Source organism: Clostridium sp. KLE 1755 (genome assembly GCF_000466465.2).
GTDB classification, from domain to species: domain Bacteria; phylum Bacillota; class Clostridia; order Lachnospirales; family Lachnospiraceae; genus Eisenbergiella; species Eisenbergiella porci.
Genome location: NZ_KE992737.1, coordinates 851 through 18334, shown reverse-complemented (window position 1 = coordinate 18334; position 17484 = coordinate 851). Strand labels below are relative to the sequence as shown.

The following is a 17484-nucleotide window of genomic DNA, read 5'->3' as shown; positions in this document are numbered from 1 at the left end:
TAAAAAGATATTTAGCTGAACTTGAAGATTTGGGAATCGTTGAATATCTGGGAGCAACAAAAAACGGAAAGTGTATTTTAAAATAAGTAGGCCGGCATGGCAGTAAGTATGGATTTAGATTCCATTATAAGGGGTTTGTGGCTTGATGCCCCGTTGCCTGCGAAGCGGTATTTGAGTGATATTTGGAGGATAAGTTAATGCAGTATCGCAGGGCGGCCTGCGGTCAGGGGGATAAAAATGAACATAGAATATAAACAGCATAAGAATTTGCCTTGTGATGAGTTATATCAATTATTTCTTGCGGTTGGCTGGGCAAAAGAGGAAGAGACGACGCAGGAGATGATTGATAATTTTAATATCGGCTTCCTTCATTCCACATTTGTGTTTTCTGCGTGGGCGGATGGAAAATTGGTTGGATGTGTAAGGGTTTTAAGTGATCTGCATTTTAGGTCTGTCATTTACGATTTGGCCGTGCTGCCTGCTTTTCAACACAAAGGCATCGGCAGTGAACTGGTGCGAAGATGCAGGCAGGCCTGTGAAGGCTCTGAGTGGCTGGTGCAGACGGATATGGCCAGGGGATTTTATGAGAAGCTTGGTTTCAGGCAGAAAAATGACTATTTTCTTACAATTCCCAGCAAATGGTTTTAAGCTGTGGCAGGTTGGAAGCGGCGTGGAATTATTGCGAAGATGTATAACCATGATATTTGGGAGGAGGCAGTATGGCCAAAAAGCAGTTAAGTGCAGAACAGAAAAAACTGGATGTGGATTTGTGGATTGTAACAATTGTTACATTAGGAGTTTTCCTTTTGTTTGCGGTAATGAGAGAGCAGTTGATGGGTTTTGTCAAAGACAGTGATATTTCAATTATTCCACGTCTGCTGCTGAATGCAGGTGTCCAGTTTGGAATTGCAGGACTGGGAATTACCATTGTCTGTATTCTGCGGAAGGAAAAATTTACAGCATTTGGATTAACCAGAAAGAATGCTGGCAAGGCAGCAGTGGGAACGTTTTTATGTTTTATCCCCTCGATCTGTTATATTTTTGCCAGCGGACAGTTCGACGGTTATCGGCCTTTCAGCATTTTGGTAACCAATGATGTGCTGGCGGCCGGTTTTCCGGTGTCGGTCCTGGGGATGGCGCTCATTGTAATTGTCTGGGGGTTTTTTGAAGGCTTTAACTATGCTGTTATCTGTGAAATAATTGACAGAAGATATCCTTCAGAAAATCAATGGTTAGACTATGGCGCCATCACTTGTGGAATAATCTGTCTGCTGTTTCATCCGCTCAGTTTTTCTTTCTGGGGAATCATTGAATTAATTACTACTTTTATTGCAATCTACGGAATGTTGATAGTGAAGAAGAAAACAGGGAACGCATGGGGCTGTGTCCTTGCTTTTTGTTTTATCTGGAATGCATTGTAAACGGGAATTTCAGCATTACTGTAGAAAGGTTTCAGTGCAATACCAGCCTTCACCGAGGAGGCTTATGCAGCGGCCCCTATGAACGGTTCCCACCGTCTTTTTTGGCTGTGATTTTGAAGGTCAGTTCTGTCATGGTTATCATTAATATAATAAAAACAGCGAGATACACGGGAAGTATTCTGAAGCTGATTAAGCTGCCCAGAAGCCCAAACAGCGGCGGCATAAAGGTGGAGCCCACATAGGCGCTTGCCATTTGGATCCCGATAATCGCCCCGGAATATTCCGCGCCGAAATTATCCGGTGTGGAATGAATAATACAGGGATAGACCGGCGCACAGCCGAAGCCGATAATGATAAAGCCAATAAGTGAGACGAGCTGATTCCCTGTGGGTAACATCAAAGAAATAACCCCGCAGGATAAAATGCAGGTGCCGAGAAGAATCATCCTTCTGTCACCAAGCTTATTCATAATAAAACCGCCGAGAAACCGGCCGATGGTCAGCCCTATGTAAAACAGCGAGGCAAATTGGGCTGCCCGGTCTACTGTTATGCCCTTTACTTCAACCAGGTAAGTGCTGGCCCAGTACATCGCAGTTGCTTCCACAGCGCAATAGGCAAAAAAGCCGGTTAAAAGAAACGGAACGCCTTTGATTTTCAGTGCACCGATTATTCCGATGCTTTCTCCATTCGCATCTGCATTCTGCCCGTTAATTTTCCAGACAGGGAGGGTTACAAGCAAAAGCACCCCTATGCCCAGCTGCAGGAATGAGACAATACGGTAGCCGTTGTTCCAGGTAGAATTTGTTAAAGCATAGCTCATGACGAACGGGCTGACAATCGTTCCCACGCCCCAGAAGCAATGCAGCCAGCTCATATGTCTTGACGTATAATGAATAGCTACATAGTTATTCAGGGCGGCATCAATTGCCCCGGCGCCGAAACCGTAAGGAATTGCGAAAATAATCAGCATCCAGAACTGGCTTGAAATGGAAAAACCAAATAAAGCAATCGCTGTCAGAAATACGCTGACAACAGTTACAATCCGGGTGCCGAATTTTCTTGTCAGCCTGTCGGACAGGATACTTGAGATAATCGTTCCTCCTGAAATGACCATGGAAACGATTCCCATAAAGGAAATCGGCACATTCAGGTCACTGTGCATAACAGGCCAGCCCGAACCAAGAAGCGAATCGGGAAGTCCGAGACTGATAAAAGCCACATAAATAAGCGCAAGTAAAAGTGAGTACATTTCTTTCCCTCCAAACTCTGATTAGCATTTCACTCAAATCCTTAGTATAGCACGAAATAATGAATACAGGAAGAACTGATTGGAAAAGAAATCCATAATAAAATTATATGGAAATTCTATGGTTCCAACAGTTTACAGGAAAAGTTTGTGTATGGCGGGGGGAGTGTTGTATAATGAATATTGTGTTGTCATATTTTTGATATTGAATGTTTGATGAACGGAGAAAGCTGATTTTTTCCATTGGTATAGACGCAAAATGTATGCCCTAAAAGAATCAGAAAATATCGGGGGATATCTCTTCTGCGGCTGAGAGCAATTTGCAGTTAACTTCCGTTTTCGGTGGAAAAAAGCAAAAACTTTGGAGGATTCAATCAAATGCGAATAAAAGCAATCTGTATTATCTGCGGTCTGTTCTGCTTCCTTACCGGCTGTATTGCGCTGCCGGGACAGGAGCCTTTTGGAGAAAAGACATATTCCGGCGAAAAGGCGCAGGCAATTTATGAGGATATTTCTTCAAGCATGTATCAAATTGATTTTGGGGACTGGAAAGGCTATTCTGTTTCCAGTGATTTTAATTCTATAGTTGATGTTTATAAAACAGAAGAATATACGTTGGCCTATTATGAAATAAGCGGGAAAGATTATTCTGTCTGGTATGACGGGCGTTTGTATTACTATACCGATGACAAGCTGTTTTATCGTGATATGGAGTGGGAAAAACTTGAAACAGAGAATTTTGCAAAGGAAAAATGGAACCTTGCCCGTCAACTTTTAGAACTGGAGGATGTAAAACTTACCTGTAAATATATCCCTATGGCTTCTGACCATAAGAATTTGCTGAAAGCGGAGTACCCCGCAGCACAGATAGACGGGCAGCAAATAACTTTTGCGGAGTTACTGTTTTATCTGGATGAAAACAGAGAATTTAACAAAGTGACAATGCACTGCACAAAAGAGGGAGAAAATTATATGTCTATTTCTTTCTTTCCCTATGAAGGTTCTACTGACTTACAGGCGGAGCGGAAATTGTGGTCTTTCGGCCGTGATTTGGGACTTACGGAGGAAAGTGTGCCTGCGCTTTCGCAACAGGAAGAAAACCGGGAATGGAGCAGGAAAATGATTGACAGCATGGATTTTGAAGTACTTATAGAACGGGCAGAATACGCAGAAGATTTAACCTTTCCCGACCTGCCAACTTTATTATCTGAAATGGCAAAAGAACGTGAAGCTGCGTTCTAAGGGAATTAGAGAGGACAAGACAGTCATATTATAAAAGGCTTGATGATATTGAATGTCTGCTGAATGGAAAAAGAAATGAAAGCTTTGAAAGTCTCTGATATTACAGATATCTGGGGATAAAACAGGAATGGATTACTAAATTGCAGATAATCGGAGGTATGGAATGAATTATATAATCAGGGAAATAAATGAAAATGAGACAGCTGTTTTAGAGGATTTCTTATATGAGGCAATATTTGTTCCGGAGGGAGTACAGCCACCGGAAAAAAATATAATAAAGAAGCCGGAATTACAGGTGTATGTAGCCGGGTTTGGAAAAAGGGCCGGAGATTTTGGCCTGGTTGCAGAGGCGAATGCTCAGATCATCGGCGCCGCCTGGGTCCGTATTATGGATGATTACGGCCATATAGATAACGAAACCCCGTCATTTGCGATTTCCTTATATAAAGAGTACAGAGGCTATGGAATCGGTACGGCTTTAATGAAAAGGATGCTTGCCCTGCTAAGGGAAAATGGTTATAAACAGGCTTCTTTAGCAGTCCAAAAAGCCAATTATGCCGTGAATATGTATAAAAATGTCGGATTTCAAACGGTTGCTGAAAATGAAGAAGAATATATAATGATATGTAAATTGTAATGTCCGGGCGGCAGTGAATCCAATGGATTGTTTGGTATTTAGGCATTAAGCGCAGGAAAGAGAGGATGAAATGAATAAAAAAATATTTGCAATATTGGCCGTTTGCCTGATGTTGTTTGTCGGCTGCGGAGAAAATGAGATTGTTAATACCTATGAACAATCCGAAGACAGCGGAGTAATGAAGACATATTATGAAATGAAGGATGGCACATGGAAATGTGATGATACCATATACAAGTACAGGCTGGAGTTAAACGGGAGAATGCCTAATGCTGAGAAAGACAGCTGCTTTGTCGTGTTGACAGATGATAAAAGCCTGAGCTTTGAAGCTGTATCGAAAAGCCTGTACAGCAGTTTACTGAAGGATGCGGATGCAATGAAGGGGTCTGTCATTGTAGAACTGAAATGATTTCGGGGAAAATGGAATAATCCTGACCCTGCGTTTTTATCTGTGGGGGATGAAGTGTATTCAACAAATCAGAGATTGTACTGGACGCTTCGCTGCCTGCGAAAAAAATATATTATAAACGAGGATACAGGGATACTGAATTTAAGATCATTCCGGCAAAACATAATGACTTTTTGTGCTATGATGTTTGTGTAAAATATGAATGGCTTATTACGGAATGCCATGAAGATATGGTTTCCTTTGTAGGAAATGGGCTGAAGGTGTGCCCGTAAGTGGAAGAATTACTACTTAAAATGTGATAAGGAGGGACAGGCGATGGTATACGCTGAGAAAGGAAAGGAACAGGAAAGTTTTATTGCTTTTATAGAACACGCATTGGGAATATTATCTGCGGAAAATTATTCTTCTTTTTTAGCGCAGTTTGATAGCAGCCGCTTATCAGAGCAGGACCTGATCTTAGCGCTCAGATACTTAGATGAGACCCGCCCTGTACTGAAAGTGGACAATCCGGTTCTGGTAACAAACAGGTATCAGGAGGAGTGTTTGGCGCCTTTTAGCGATGGCGGAGGTTTTTATCTGGATTATGACCTGACAACAAACGGTGTAGGGAATGATTTAACAATTCAAGTAGAATTTTTGAAAGAGGGGGACGGATATAGAGTTATACTTGAAGATCTACACACCCTTTGATACTTTATGTAACAATTGTTGGTAGAAGAAAGGAAAATGAATCATGAGTAAATACGATTCTTTATGGGAGTATGTACAGAAAAAAGGCAGTCAGTCATTTAAGCTGACTTTTGAAGAAATACAGGATATTGTGGGAATACCACTTGATCACTCTTTCCTGAATTATAAAAAAGAACTTACGGAATATGGTTATCAGGTAGGGAAAATATCCATGAAAGAGAAGACAGTTATTTTTAAAAAGGTTGAATGAATTTTTCAGCAGATATTTTTATCTGGTGTGAAATATTCCCCAGGGCTTGAAGAATAAGCGGACAGGCATATTTTTTGAACTGGAAAAACAGCGAAATGTCCGAATGCCGGACGACAAAATATAATATGGGAACAGGAGAATTTTTATGAAGTCTGTTAGAAAAAAGGTCATGGCCACTCTGCTTTTATTTTGTGCAATACTTAGCTTTACCGCCTGCAATGCCGGAAATGAAAAAACGGACGGCACTTTTCCGGGGGTGGATGATGCAGATATTCCGGATGTTTTGGAAATGACGGTTGGCACATTGGGTAACACCTATTATTCTTCCGGGATAAAAGATAATAAAGATTACGATTCTATTTTAACTGTGACCTTTGAGGACACAACGGACGCGGACTATACCGCACTGTTGGAGCATTATCAAACGACTTCCACAGGTACGGATGACAACGGCTCACTTTTGTTTGACTGGGGATATCTCCAAATGACTTCCGATAATGGAACGATTCAAATTACAGCGTATATTAAGTGAGCGAAGCTTAAAATGGAAGAAATGATGAAAAATTATTATGGCAGTTTGTGTACAGAAATATATGAGATTTTACACAAAGATGCACCATAGGACGAATTGGATTCATTTATAGCATTTCCTGATTAAACAATAGAAGTTGTCTTCTGGCAGATGAGACGCAAGAGAGAGATTTGATATTATAGCGGAGAACCTAAATATGGATAAATGGGGAAACTTTGTTTTTAATGAACCTTATATTGGGAATGAGATTAAGCAAATAAACAATGTTGTTTTGCCAAAACAATATTTGGAATTTATGAAAAAGCATAATGGTGGTCAAGGTGATATTGGTGAAACATGGCTTGAATTTTTCACTTTGGAAGATTTGCAGGAAATTAATGATGATTATTGTATTGAGGATTTTTTGCCTGATCATATTATAATAGGTTCAAACGGTAATGGAGAACTTTATGGAATTGACAGTGATGGAGTTTATTTTAATGTTCCGGCTATAATGGATGAAGATGATGTAACTGTTTTGGGAGATGATATAAATTTGCTTCCAGATAAAATAAATAATTTCTGGAAATAACAGTTCCAGTTTAATAGACAGATTAAATCCGTCTGATTGATTTTGGTGCAAAGGAGTACTATACCATGTCAGAACTGTCAAAAGAAGAGAAAAAAGCATTACTGAAAAAATGGAAAGCAGCTCAAAACAAAAAATATATTCTCAGTAAAACAAAGGTACGGAGCCTTTTTCGTTATTTGGAAGCACAACTATTGAAAACCGCCTGTGATAATACCTTACATTTTACTGAACAGTGGCTTGAAAATAATTTGCCACCAGAAAAAATAGAAAGTGTAATAGCAGAAATCCATGAAATGGGTGGATATTGTGATTGTGAAGTGTTGCTAAACTGCTATGAAAAATATGATATTGAAACATGTTGATATTGGGCAAAAGGATATACAACAGAAGCTATGAAAGAGATTATCGGGTTTGCAGCCCAAGACCGTCATGTTACGGAAATCGTTGGTAGATTTGCAAAAAAAATCTTAATTCCGGAATGTACTGCAAAAATTTGAGTTTGATGGAGAAAATAAATGGTTTTATTAGTTGTGGATACGCAAAATGGAATTACTGATAATAGACTATATGAATTTGAAAAGGTAAAACGTAATATTAAGCTATTGATTGAAACAGCAAGACAAAATGGAGTTGAAATCATATATGTCCAGCATGATGATGGTCCGGGAACCGGATTTACAAAAGGTGATGAAGCATATGAAATATATGGGGAATTCAAGCCAAAAGTAAATGAGAAAATTTTTTGTAAGACTGTGAACAGTTCATTTCATGTATCAACGGGGCTTCTTGCATATTTACAGGAAAGAGAAGAAAAGCAAATTCTGATAGTCGGATTGCAAACTGATTTTTGTATTGATGCGACAATTAAAAGTGGTTTTGAACATGGCTTTGATATGATTGTTCCGGAGTACACAAATTCAACATTTGATAATAAGTATTTCTCAAAAGAGGCGGCTTATAAATATTATAACAATTTTATGTGGCCTGATAGATATGCCAGATGTATCACTATGAAAGACGCTTTGGAAATGTTAGGAAATAAATAGATTGGTACAAATCCCGGTGAGTCGGGCTGATTAGAGTTTGTTTACCTCTGTGGGAGAGGTGTACTTGAGAGCTTGTTTTTTGGACCAGTATGGAGTTGTTATTTTCCCGGATAGTGAAAAGTGGCTAAAAGGTTCATAATTTGCTGTAAGGCGTATCAGGCTATGGGGGCTGGAAAAATCAATATGAAAATAAGACGTTTTCGGGCTTTTGCAGAAAAAAAAGATTTACAGAACGTATTTGAGGAGCTTCAAGGCAAATGGGAAATATATTACGTACCGGCCTACTCTGACGCGGGGGAAATTTCTTATAATAACATCATGGATATTGAAAATCTGGGTATTAATTTTCATGGTTCCCACCAGGGAAACAGGCATATACTTGTTTTTTTCAAGTCCGCGGAATGCCTGTGGCGGATGTACCAATACAAGGACGCTGATGGACAGGAGATAAAAAGATACAGCGCTTTAGATGCAGGGAATTCAGCCTTTATTTGTATTGATCTTAATGGGATATACAAAGACTGCGCTATTTTCCCGACAGAAATTTCGACGATGTATTATGATAATACTGCGGTTAAACAGCTGTATGATGAACTGAAAAGAATCTTCAGAAAGCAGGCCGTTAAAATTGCAGGCGGTTGCTACATATGTCCCGGAGCTTACGGGCATAAGGAAAAATACAGATTTTGTACGATTGATATAAAATCTCCGCCGGAGTATGATATCAAAGTCGAATGAACAGCCGCTTTTCCCGGTTTACGGGATTATAAACCAGGAGCCGGCTGAAACTTGATAGCAGCTGCGGGCATAGTTTAGAATTTTAAGTGGGGAATATAATGATATTAGAAACAGAACGCCTGATTTTGAGAGAAATGGGGCAGGCTGATTTTCATGATTTAGCCGAGATTTTGCAGGATCCAAAAGTTATGTATGCCTATGAACATGATTTTTCTGAAAGTGATGTTCAGGAATGGCTTGACAGGCAAGCAGACAGGTATAGGAAATACGGATTTGGTTTGTGGGCAGCCGTATTAAAAGATACCAATGAAATAATAGGGCAGGCAGGACTTACGGTACAGCCATATAAGAATACAGAAGTACTTGAAATTGGCTATTTATTGAAAGAAAGATTTTGGCACTATGGATATGCAAAAGAAGCTGCCTGCGGATGTAAGGAATACGCTTTTCAACATTTGAACAGGGATAAGGTGTATTCAATAATTAAAGCAGATAATTTTGCATCGATTAAAGTAGCTGAAAGCATTGGTATGAGCAGGGAAGATGAATTCATCACCCGGTATTATAATGGTGATATGCTTCATTTTCTGTATTCTGTCCGCAGGCAGCCTAATGAATTTTCATATAAAGGCAGGTAAGCTATCATGGAAAAGAATTATAAAATCTTAAATAGAGACCAAATAAAATATCTGGCAATCGTTTTGATGACGTTCAACCACATTGCACATATCCTTATGACACCTGGGACAGTAGTATATGAAGTGTTTGAAGATATGGGGTATTTTACTTCAATTACCATGTGCTATTTTCTGGTGGAAGGCTATTTCTATACACATTCAAAAAGAGATTATGCAAAGCGTTTGTTTCTTTTCGCTTTAATTTCAGAGATACCTTATTTGTTAGCCATGGGTTACTTTCAGTTGAATGTTATTTTTACTTTCCTGATTTGTTTCTGTATATTATTACTATTAGACAGCAGACTAAATAAAATTCAGAAGATACTATCTGTTTTAGGGTTGATTTTTTTATCAACACTCTGCGATTGTGCCCTGATTCTTCCCATAGCCACAATCTTATTCAAATTCAGCAGGGGGAATAGAAAAAAACAAATACAGGCGTGGATAATAATGTGTGCTGTTTTCTTTGTATTGAACGTGCCGGGATATGCGCCTGTTGACGCACCTTATCCATTTTTGTCAGGATATGCCTTATTACATGGTTTTTATGCGATAATTTCCTGGATTTTGGCGGGAATTGTAATCCAGGTATTCTATAATGGAAAAAAGTCTGAAAAATATGTATTCTTCAACAAATGGTTGTTTTATTTTTATTATCCGGTACATTTATTGGTTTTGTGGAGTATTCGGTTTTTCTTGTTATAAGAATACATAGATTGGAATTAATCAAGCGGTTTGTTGAAGTATCCAATCAGAAGTTTGGCACATGATGACTGACAAGGCTTATCAAGGCTTTGGCTATGTGCAGGATTCTCCTTTACAGGTGGGCAGGACGAGGAGAAAGTCGAAATGGTATTCTACCAATAACTTCTAATTTGAAGGAAAGAAACAATGTTCAAAACAGGAAATTATATGAGGTTCGATTAAAAGATATTGACGGAAACGAGATAGTGATAGTTGAGTTTGCAGCATTGCCAAACGCTGCTGGCTCAGAATTTAATCAGACCGGTATGGAAGACTGGACGGCAAAAACGGGACAAACCAGCATTTGTGGAGAAAAACGATGTATTCCTTATTGTTATTAAATTTAATAATACCATTTGTAATGATTTTGGTTGGATGGATATTGAAAAAACATCCTGTAATGGATATGAAGTCGCATAATGGGTATAACACACCCGCTTCACGAAAATCCCAGGAGCACTGGGACTATGCACAGAATATAGTACCATATAACTACATCTCTCTCGGGAAGATATTGGGAGTAATCGAGATAATTTTAAGTGTAGTGTTTTTGGGGCTGCACATCTCAATTAGTGCTGCCCTGATTGTTGGTATTTGTGTGGGAGTGGGATTTTTGCTTTTTGGATTTTATAAAACAGATGCAGAAATAGAGAGAAAGTTTACAGAGTGATAACTTGCAGCTTATTGGGGAGAAAAAATTGAATTGCTGGGAGGTAATATATTGATATTTGAACGTCAGGAGAACAAAAAATTGAAATACACGGAGGTTAACTATGAAAAGAATCATTAGTACACTGATGATTTTATGCCTGATATTCTCAGCAGCAGCCTGTAGTATAAGCCAACCAGACGAAGATGAAAAAACTTATGACAGCGCCCCTGTTATTGTAATAAATGGCAATGAGTATTTTGCAGATATTGCCTCAATCGCTAATGAACTGCCAGATGGTTATGAGTACGGCGGTAAACTTACAGAGGAACAAATAAAATATGCTTATATTAACGGAACGGAGTATTATTTTGATAAGCATAGAGAAAAACTTTATGATTTTTATGTCTATCAGGAATGTGGAACTCCTGTAGATGATGAAAATGTTGATAATACGAAAAGACAATGGGCCTATGTTAGATGGAGTTTGAAAGAATAAAACGGATTTACATTGGTTTTTGCGCCACTTTATCGTGAACACAGGCAACGTATAATTTCCGGGGTATAGAATGATGAAAGTTTCTTCCTGCTGACAGAGGAATCAGTGAATCGTATAGCCAGGCTGGTCTGTGCGTAGGTTACTGTACAAAAGTTGGCTTCCTGGCAAAAGAATAGTTGATTCTGAAAAGGTGAAAAGATGATAACAGGATACTATTGTACAAATATTTTTTCTGAGCATGTGGGAGAGCTTATTGAGTTTTACAGGAAAAAATAAAATAGAAAGTGTTCAGGCACATGAAAGGATGATGTACATGTACTTAAAAGATAAAAAACTGATGCCTCCGCCCTGGCTGGCCTATCCGGAAATTGAGCGGTACTCTATTGGCTGGCGAATGGGCTATGGGGAAGATTATATAGACCGTTTTTTCTCTTGGCTGGAAGACCTTTCTTCGAAGGAACGGATGGAGTATCAGGCTTTGTTCCCGGAACCGATCACCTGGAAGGGCTGGTGGCAGGACGAGGATACAGGTGAAGTATTGGAGCATGGTGAGTTTTGGATACCCCTGTGGAGAGCCAAAGGGACGCCCAAATATACACTGTCTCAGCTTCAAAAGGAAAGCAGTGAAGGGATAAAGCATGATTTCTGTCTGTTTTGGGGACATCAGCCCACAGAAAATGGAGATATCACCCAAAGCTGCTTCAGCCAGTGGTGGCTGGCGGACTTCTGGTCAGTTGTGGATACCTACTGCTGCATGGAGCAATTCATGATGGCGGCGAAAGCGGAGCTGTTTGGTGATGGGGAGATTCGCGCACAGATTTTGGACAGCCGGGATCCGAAGCGGATTAAGGCGCTGGGGAGGAAGGTACGGAATTTCGATCAGATCCTGTGGGACAGGGCAAAATATTCCATTGTTTTGAACGGCAACTGGTGCAAATTCAGTCAAAACCGGGCGCTGCGCGATTTCCTGCTTTCCACCGGGGACAGCGTGCTGGCAGAGGCCAGTCCTTTTGATGGTATCTGGGGGATTCGTCTCCCGGCAGCTTCATCGGAGGCCAGGGACCCGTTAAAATGGCGGGGAGAAAACCTTCTGGGCTTTGCACTGATGGAAGTGCGGGATGAGCTGCGCAGGGTTACACAACATGAAGCTCTGTGTGATTGGAGCGCCGTGGAGCGATAGCGCAGGCCAGAAGGAAAAATGGTTGGATAAACGGACATCAGGTTTTACAGGAGGAAGAGTCATGACAGAATGGACAACGGAAACGATAAGGGAAGCATATCCTTATTTATATGAGACACACCTTCACACTTCGCAGGGAAGCGCCTGCGGGAAAGCGGAAGGGGCACAGATGGCGCGGGCCTGTAAGGCGGCGGGCTATACCGGGATTTTTGTGACGGATCACAATTGGGGAGGCAATACGGCGGTGGACAGGTCGCTTCCCTGGGAGGAGTGGACGGCGGAATTCGCAAAGGGCTACCGGGAGGCAAGGGCAGAAGGGGAAAGGCTTGGCCTTGATGTTTTCTTCGGCTGGGAGGCCGGCTTTTGCGGGACGGAATTCCTGGTTTACGGGCTGACGCCGGAATGGCTGGCGGCGCATCCTGAAATAAAGGAAGCGGATGTAAAGGAGCAGTACCGCCTGGTAAAGGAAGGGGGCGGCATGGTGGTTCATGCACATCCGTTCCGGGAGGAGGCTTATATCCCGGAGGTACGGCTGTTCCCTGAGTTTGTGGACGGTGTGGAGGGGCTGAACGCAACCCATACCAGTCCGCTGAGCTTATCCCATAAAAGCACGGTTTGGGACGGACAGGCCAGGGCTTATGCAAAGGAACACGGGCTTCCTGTGACGGGCGGATCGGATGTCCATTCCACTACGATTTTCGGAGGAGGGACAGCGTTTCCAAGGAAGCTGGCTGATGGACAGGATTTCATAAAAGCACTGCGCGGCGGCGAGGATTACGTGATTACGGACGGCGTCCGCTGGTATGCGAAGGATGGCCGGCTGCTGGTGCAGGCCGGAGCCTGATGCGTGGTTAAGATACGCGCTGCACAGGCAGCGGAGGCGGGCTTATGCCTTTGTGCTTCTCTGCCCTGCTGGCAAAGGAAGGAGAAATCAGATGAAACTGATTCATACAGGGGATCTTCATATCGGGAAAAGCATGAATGACTTTTCACAGCTTCCGGATCAGCGTTATATCCTGGACCAGTTGCTGGAAGCGGCCAGAGAGGAAAAGGCGGATGCCTTTCTGATTGCCGGGGATGTTTACGACAGGGCGGTGCCTCCGGCGGAGGCGGTGAAGCTGCTGGATGAATTTCTGACGCAGCTGCTTGCAGAGGGCATTCCGGTGCTGGTAATCGCGGGTAACCATGATTCGCCGGAGCGTCTTGGCTTCGGCGAGGCAATTCTGGAAAAGCAGGGACTTTATATTGCAGGGGCCAGCCGTTCTCCGTTGAAGCAGGTGACGCTTACGGATGAATACGGCCCGGTGAATTTTTACCTGATGCCCTTTGTGCGCCCAGCAGCGGCCGGCTGCAGGACGACGGAGGAAGCGGTGGCCTCTCTTTTGCCAAAAGAGCTGGATGAGCGGGAAAGAAATGTGCTGATCACCCATTTTTTTGTAACCTGGCAGGAGCGGGAGCCGGAGCTTTCCGACGCGGAAACAACCATTCATGTGGGAGGCATTGACAACGTGGACGGACGCTGCTTTGCCCCCTTTGATTATGTGGCCCTGGGGCATATTCACAAGCCGCAGCAGATGGGGCCGGGAAATGTGTGGTATGCGGGAGCGCCGCTGGCCTACAGCTTTTCGGAATGCGGGCATGAAAAGAGCATCAATGTGGTGGAGCTTCTGGAAAAGGGACAGGTTTCGGTGAAAAAAAGACCCCTTGTTCCCCTTCACAGGCTCCGTAAAATCAGGGGAAGCCTGGAGGAACTGATGGAGCAGGGGGGCGCGGAGGGCGCGCAGGCGGAGGATTATATTCAGGCCGTACTCACCAACGAAGAGGAGCTGATTGATCCCATCGGGACGCTGCGCAGCGTATACCCCAATATCTGTCAGATCGTGCTTTCCAAAAGGGAGCAGGAAATTCGGCTGTCGGCGATGCAGCGGCATGCCATCCGCAGGAAGAGTACGGCGGAGCTTTTTGCTGATTTTTACAGCCTGGTGCGCGGCAGTGAGATGGATGAAGCGAGGAAACAGGTGACGGAAGAAACGGTGAAGAGGGTGGAGCAGGTTTGAAAGGAATTTTTAAGCTGCTGGATGATGCAGTATTGCAGGCGGGCCTGTGATATGCAGGAGGGATAGGAATGAAACCAATTACGCTGACGCTGTGCGGCTGGGGTCCTTTTCGGGACAGCCAGACCGTGGACTTTACAAAGCTGTCGGAAAACGGCATTTTTCTCATTACCGGACAGACCGGAGCGGGAAAAACAACGGTTTTTGACGGCATAACCTATGCGCTTTACGGAAACATGAGCGGGGAAATCCGGGAAAAAAACAGTGTGCGCAGCGACTTTGCGGAGGATGACACGCCCACCTTCGCGGAGCTTGTGATGCAGCATAACGGAGAGGTTTACCGGATTTACCGGAACCCGGAATACTTGCGGCCGAAGAAGCGGAAAAACGGCAAAGCCGCCATGACGAAGGAGCGGGAAAAAGCGGTGCTCACACTGCCGGACGGGACCGCTGTGGAGGGCAGCAGCGAGGTGACCAGGAAAATCCAGGAAATACTGCGGCTGGATTACAGGCAGTTCAAGCAGATTTCCATGATCGCCCAGGGCGAATTCGCCCGGCTGCTCACGGCCTCTCCCAATGAAAAAACGCGGATTTTCCGGGAGATTTTTGATACGGCGCTCTATGATCGTTTTGCGGCAAGACTGCGGGAGGACGCCAATAACCTGTATAAGGAAGTGATGGAGTACCGTCACCGGATGGATGAGGATGTGCGCCAGTTTTCCACGGAGGATGAGATCTGGAAGGAACTCACTGAAGGCGGCGGTTATTCTTATGAGTTGCTGATGGAAAGGCTCGGACAGCTGGAAAAACAGTACCGGGAGGCGGAGAAGGCAGCCGGGAAGCAGGCAGAGAAGGTGGATGGGGAGCTTGTGGAGCTGGAAAAGCAGATGGAACAGGCGGAGAGCGTCCGAAAATCCTTTGCCAGGCTGCAGGAGACGCGGGAAAAGCTGGAGAGGCTGAAGGAAAAGGCAGAGGAAATGAAGCAGGAGGAGGAGCGGCTGAAGCGTGCGGAGCATGCGGCGGAAATCCGCGCGGAATACCAGCTGGTAAACTCCCTGGAAAAGCAGGTTGCGGCGCTTTCCAGGCAGCAGCAGGCGGAGCAGGAGGCTATCGTCAGGGATGAGGCCGGGCTTGTGTCCTGCAGGGAATTTTATGAAAACAGGGAACGGCTGCTTGCGTTTTACGATATCATACAGGCGCAGGCGGAGCAGAAGGCCCGGCAGGATGCAGGAGAGAAGCGTAAGAAACAGCTGGAGGATAAGCTTCTTAGGCAGCAGTCGGATTACCTTGCCCAGGAAAAGGAGGCAGGGGAGAAACAGCAGGCTCTGACCGAGGCGCAGAACCGGTACCGCAGGGCTGTAATCGGGCTTGCGGCCCGGTTGGTGGAGGAGGGAAAGCCCTGTCCTGTCTGCGGTTCCCTGGAACATCCGAAGGTAGCGCACGCTGAGGAGGACGTGCCCGACGAGGAGCAGCTGAACCGGCTGCAGGAGGCTTATGAGGAAAGCAGCGCCAGGCTGACCCTGCTACATGGCCTGGCGGCGGCGGCCCGGGCGGAGCTGGAAGCCCAGGAGGAGCAGAACCGGCAGCTTGCGGAGGAGGAAAAACGTCTGCACAGTGAGATAGAAGCATTTCCTGAAACATTGGCGGATTTTGCCGGACAGCACAGCCGGGCGCAGGTGCAGGAGCAGGCGGAGCGCTATGCAGGCCTGGTAACCGCGCAGACAGTGCGCAGGCAGAATCTGGAGCGGCTGGCCGCGGATAAGGCGGCTTTGGAAAAGGAATGCCGGGAAGCCCGCGGCAAATGGCAGGCTGCTTTGGAAAACGGCGGATTTTCCGGGGAAGAGGCCTATCTGGAAGCAGTTCTTGAGGAAGAAGCAAGAAGGCGTCTGTCTGAGAGCATCTCCCGTTACCGGATGGAGGCCGCTTCTCTGACGGAGCTTTGCGCCCATATGGAAGAGGAGCTGAAGGGAAAGGAAGAGACGGATACCGCGCCTTTAGCCCTAAAACGGGACGAACTCAGGGAAGAAAAAAGAAAAGGAGAGCGTCTGCGCACGGACTACAGTATTGCCGCCTCAGACGCCGCCCGTACCCTGCGGCTCCTGAAGGCGAAAAAGGACGATATGGAGAAGCGGGAAAAGGCCTATGGCATCATCCGCGATCTGGACAATATGGCTTCAGGGAACAATGCCCGCAAGCTGGTATTTGAGCAGTATGTGCTTTCCGGCTATTTTGAGGATATCCTGGAAGCCGCCAACCTGCGGCTGCGCCGGATGACGGGAGGCAGGTACGAGCTGTCCAGAGTGGAGGAGGCGGGCGACGGACGAAGCAAGGACAGCCTGGAAATCCGGGTTATGGATTATTACACCGGCAAATACCGTTCCGTGAAAACCCTTTCCGGCGGGGAAAGCTTCAAGGCCTCCCTTTCCCTTGCGCTGGGCATGAGCGATGTCATCCAGGCGGAGAGCGGGGGAATCCGGGTGGAAGCCCTGTTCATCGACGAGGGCTTCGGCGCGCTGGACTCCGAGTCCCTGGATCAGGCCTGCAGCGCGCTGATGGGACTGGTGGAGAGCGACAGGATGATAGGGATTATTTCCCATGTGCCTGAACTGCAGGAAAGAATAAGCAGCCAGATTTTCATAGAAAAGAAAAACACCGGCAGCCGGATTCATTCCTGAGGGGGAGGCGGTGATGTCCGGAGCCAATGGACTGTGCGGCGGGGCTGTCTGTTACCGGCGGTGCGGGGGGCCTGTCCTGGTGTATGGGACCTTGGGGCAGAGGGCGGCGGGGAGGGGGATTCATCGATACTATTCAGTTTTGGGCTGTTTCTAAAAGTAACCGAAGGAAGTTTTTACAACCCTGATACGGCAGGAACTCGTCGCAGGCTCCTCAGACAGCTGCC

21 protein-coding genes are annotated in these 17484 nt (G+C 44.8%); 20 read left to right on the top strand and 1 reads right to left on the bottom strand.

Translation table 11 applies throughout. The features are described from left to right. Positions 1 to 237 precede the first annotated feature (237 nt). Entirely contained in the window at positions 238 to 648 is a 411-nt protein-coding gene (locus tag HMPREF1548_RS18900) for a GNAT family N-acetyltransferase (protein WP_021638063.1), read from the top strand. A gap of 71 nt (positions 649 to 719) precedes the next feature. After that, positions 720 to 1421 (top strand): hypothetical protein, encoded by a 702-nt coding sequence (locus HMPREF1548_RS18895; protein ID WP_021638062.1) that lies wholly within the window; start codon positions 720 to 722, stop codon positions 1419 to 1421. 76 nt (positions 1422 to 1497) lie between these two features. Here the strand turns inward: HMPREF1548_RS18895 and HMPREF1548_RS18890 are convergent, their stop codons facing one another. Continuing rightward, positions 1498 to 2670 (bottom strand): MFS transporter, encoded by a 1173-nt coding sequence (locus HMPREF1548_RS18890; protein ID WP_021638061.1) that lies wholly within the window; start codon positions 2668 to 2670, stop codon positions 1498 to 1500. A 375-nt stretch (positions 2671 to 3045) separates the two neighbouring features. Between HMPREF1548_RS18890 and HMPREF1548_RS18885 the strand changes: the two genes are divergently transcribed. From HMPREF1548_RS18885 to HMPREF1548_RS18800, 18 genes are all read left to right on the top strand, one after another. Then, the gene (locus HMPREF1548_RS18885) at positions 3046 to 3909 is read left to right on the top strand and encodes a hypothetical protein (RefSeq protein WP_035322922.1); all 864 of its coding nucleotides are present in this window, start codon (positions 3046 to 3048) and stop codon (positions 3907 to 3909) included. A 163-nt stretch (positions 3910 to 4072) separates the two neighbouring features. Next, complete coding sequence (locus tag HMPREF1548_RS18880; RefSeq protein ID WP_021638058.1) at positions 4073 to 4546, top strand: GNAT family N-acetyltransferase; 474 nt, start codon at positions 4073 to 4075, stop codon at positions 4544 to 4546. A gap of 70 nt (positions 4547 to 4616) precedes the next feature. Continuing rightward, a complete protein-coding gene (locus HMPREF1548_RS18875; RefSeq protein WP_021638057.1) occupies positions 4617 to 4955 on the top strand; it encodes a hypothetical protein in 339 nt (112 codons plus the stop codon). Positions 4956 to 5270: 315 nt separating this feature from the next. After that, complete coding sequence (locus HMPREF1548_RS18870; protein ID WP_021638055.1) at positions 5271 to 5645, top strand: DUF7668 domain-containing protein; 375 nt, start codon at positions 5271 to 5273, stop codon at positions 5643 to 5645. Positions 5646 to 5688: 43 nt separating this feature from the next. Continuing rightward, positions 5689 to 5895: a hypothetical protein gene (locus HMPREF1548_RS18865; protein WP_021638054.1), complete on the top strand. Its 207-nt coding sequence runs from the start codon at positions 5689 to 5691 to the stop codon at positions 5893 to 5895. Between the two features lie 145 nt (positions 5896 to 6040). After that, the gene (locus tag HMPREF1548_RS18860; RefSeq protein ID WP_021638052.1) at positions 6041 to 6427 is read left to right on the top strand and encodes a hypothetical protein; all 387 of its coding nucleotides are present in this window, start codon (positions 6041 to 6043) and stop codon (positions 6425 to 6427) included. Between the two features lie 196 nt (positions 6428 to 6623). Continuing rightward, positions 6624 to 6998: an SMI1/KNR4 family protein gene (locus HMPREF1548_RS18855; protein WP_021638051.1), complete on the top strand. Its 375-nt coding sequence runs from the start codon at positions 6624 to 6626 to the stop codon at positions 6996 to 6998. A 65-nt stretch (positions 6999 to 7063) separates the two neighbouring features. Further along, on the top strand, positions 7064 to 7360 hold the full coding sequence (locus HMPREF1548_RS18850; protein WP_021638050.1) for a DUF2695 domain-containing protein: 297 nt from the start codon (positions 7064 to 7066) through the stop codon (positions 7358 to 7360). Positions 7361 to 7513: 153 nt separating this feature from the next. Then, a complete protein-coding gene (locus HMPREF1548_RS18845) occupies positions 7514 to 8044 on the top strand; it encodes a cysteine hydrolase family protein (protein ID WP_021638049.1) in 531 nt (176 codons plus the stop codon). Between the two features lie 162 nt (positions 8045 to 8206). Further along, positions 8207 to 8782, top strand: coding sequence for a hypothetical protein (locus HMPREF1548_RS18840; RefSeq protein ID WP_021638048.1), 576 nt, complete (start codon positions 8207 to 8209; stop codon positions 8780 to 8782). 98 nt (positions 8783 to 8880) lie between these two features. Next, a complete protein-coding gene (locus tag HMPREF1548_RS18835; RefSeq protein WP_021638047.1) occupies positions 8881 to 9420 on the top strand; it encodes a GNAT family N-acetyltransferase in 540 nt (179 codons plus the stop codon). A 6-nt stretch (positions 9421 to 9426) separates the two neighbouring features. Continuing rightward, entirely contained in the window at positions 9427 to 10164 is a 738-nt protein-coding gene (locus tag HMPREF1548_RS18830) for a TraX family protein (protein ID WP_021638046.1), read from the top strand. 358 nt (positions 10165 to 10522) lie between these two features. Continuing rightward, complete coding sequence (locus tag HMPREF1548_RS18825; RefSeq protein ID WP_035322918.1) at positions 10523 to 10873, top strand: SdpI family protein; 351 nt, start codon at positions 10523 to 10525, stop codon at positions 10871 to 10873. 103 nt (positions 10874 to 10976) lie between these two features. Beyond that, positions 10977 to 11351, top strand: coding sequence for a lipoprotein (locus tag HMPREF1548_RS18820; RefSeq protein ID WP_021638043.1), 375 nt, complete (start codon positions 10977 to 10979; stop codon positions 11349 to 11351). A gap of 313 nt (positions 11352 to 11664) precedes the next feature. Beyond that, positions 11665 to 12531, top strand: a complete 867-nt coding sequence (gene ybiA / locus HMPREF1548_RS18815; RefSeq protein WP_035322955.1) for a riboflavin biosynthesis intermediates N-glycosidase — start codon at positions 11665 to 11667, stop codon at positions 12529 to 12531. 61 nt (positions 12532 to 12592) lie between these two features. Further along, positions 12593 to 13375: a PHP-associated domain-containing protein gene (locus HMPREF1548_RS18810; protein ID WP_051358437.1), complete on the top strand. Its 783-nt coding sequence runs from the start codon at positions 12593 to 12595 to the stop codon at positions 13373 to 13375. A gap of 91 nt (positions 13376 to 13466) precedes the next feature. Continuing rightward, positions 13467 to 14588 (top strand): exonuclease SbcCD subunit D, encoded by a 1122-nt coding sequence (locus HMPREF1548_RS18805; RefSeq protein ID WP_021638040.1) that lies wholly within the window; start codon positions 13467 to 13469, stop codon positions 14586 to 14588. 68 nt (positions 14589 to 14656) lie between these two features. Then, positions 14657 to 17260: an AAA family ATPase gene (locus HMPREF1548_RS18800; RefSeq protein WP_021638039.1), complete on the top strand. Its 2604-nt coding sequence runs from the start codon at positions 14657 to 14659 to the stop codon at positions 17258 to 17260. The last annotated feature ends 224 nt before the right edge of the window (positions 17261 to 17484 follow it).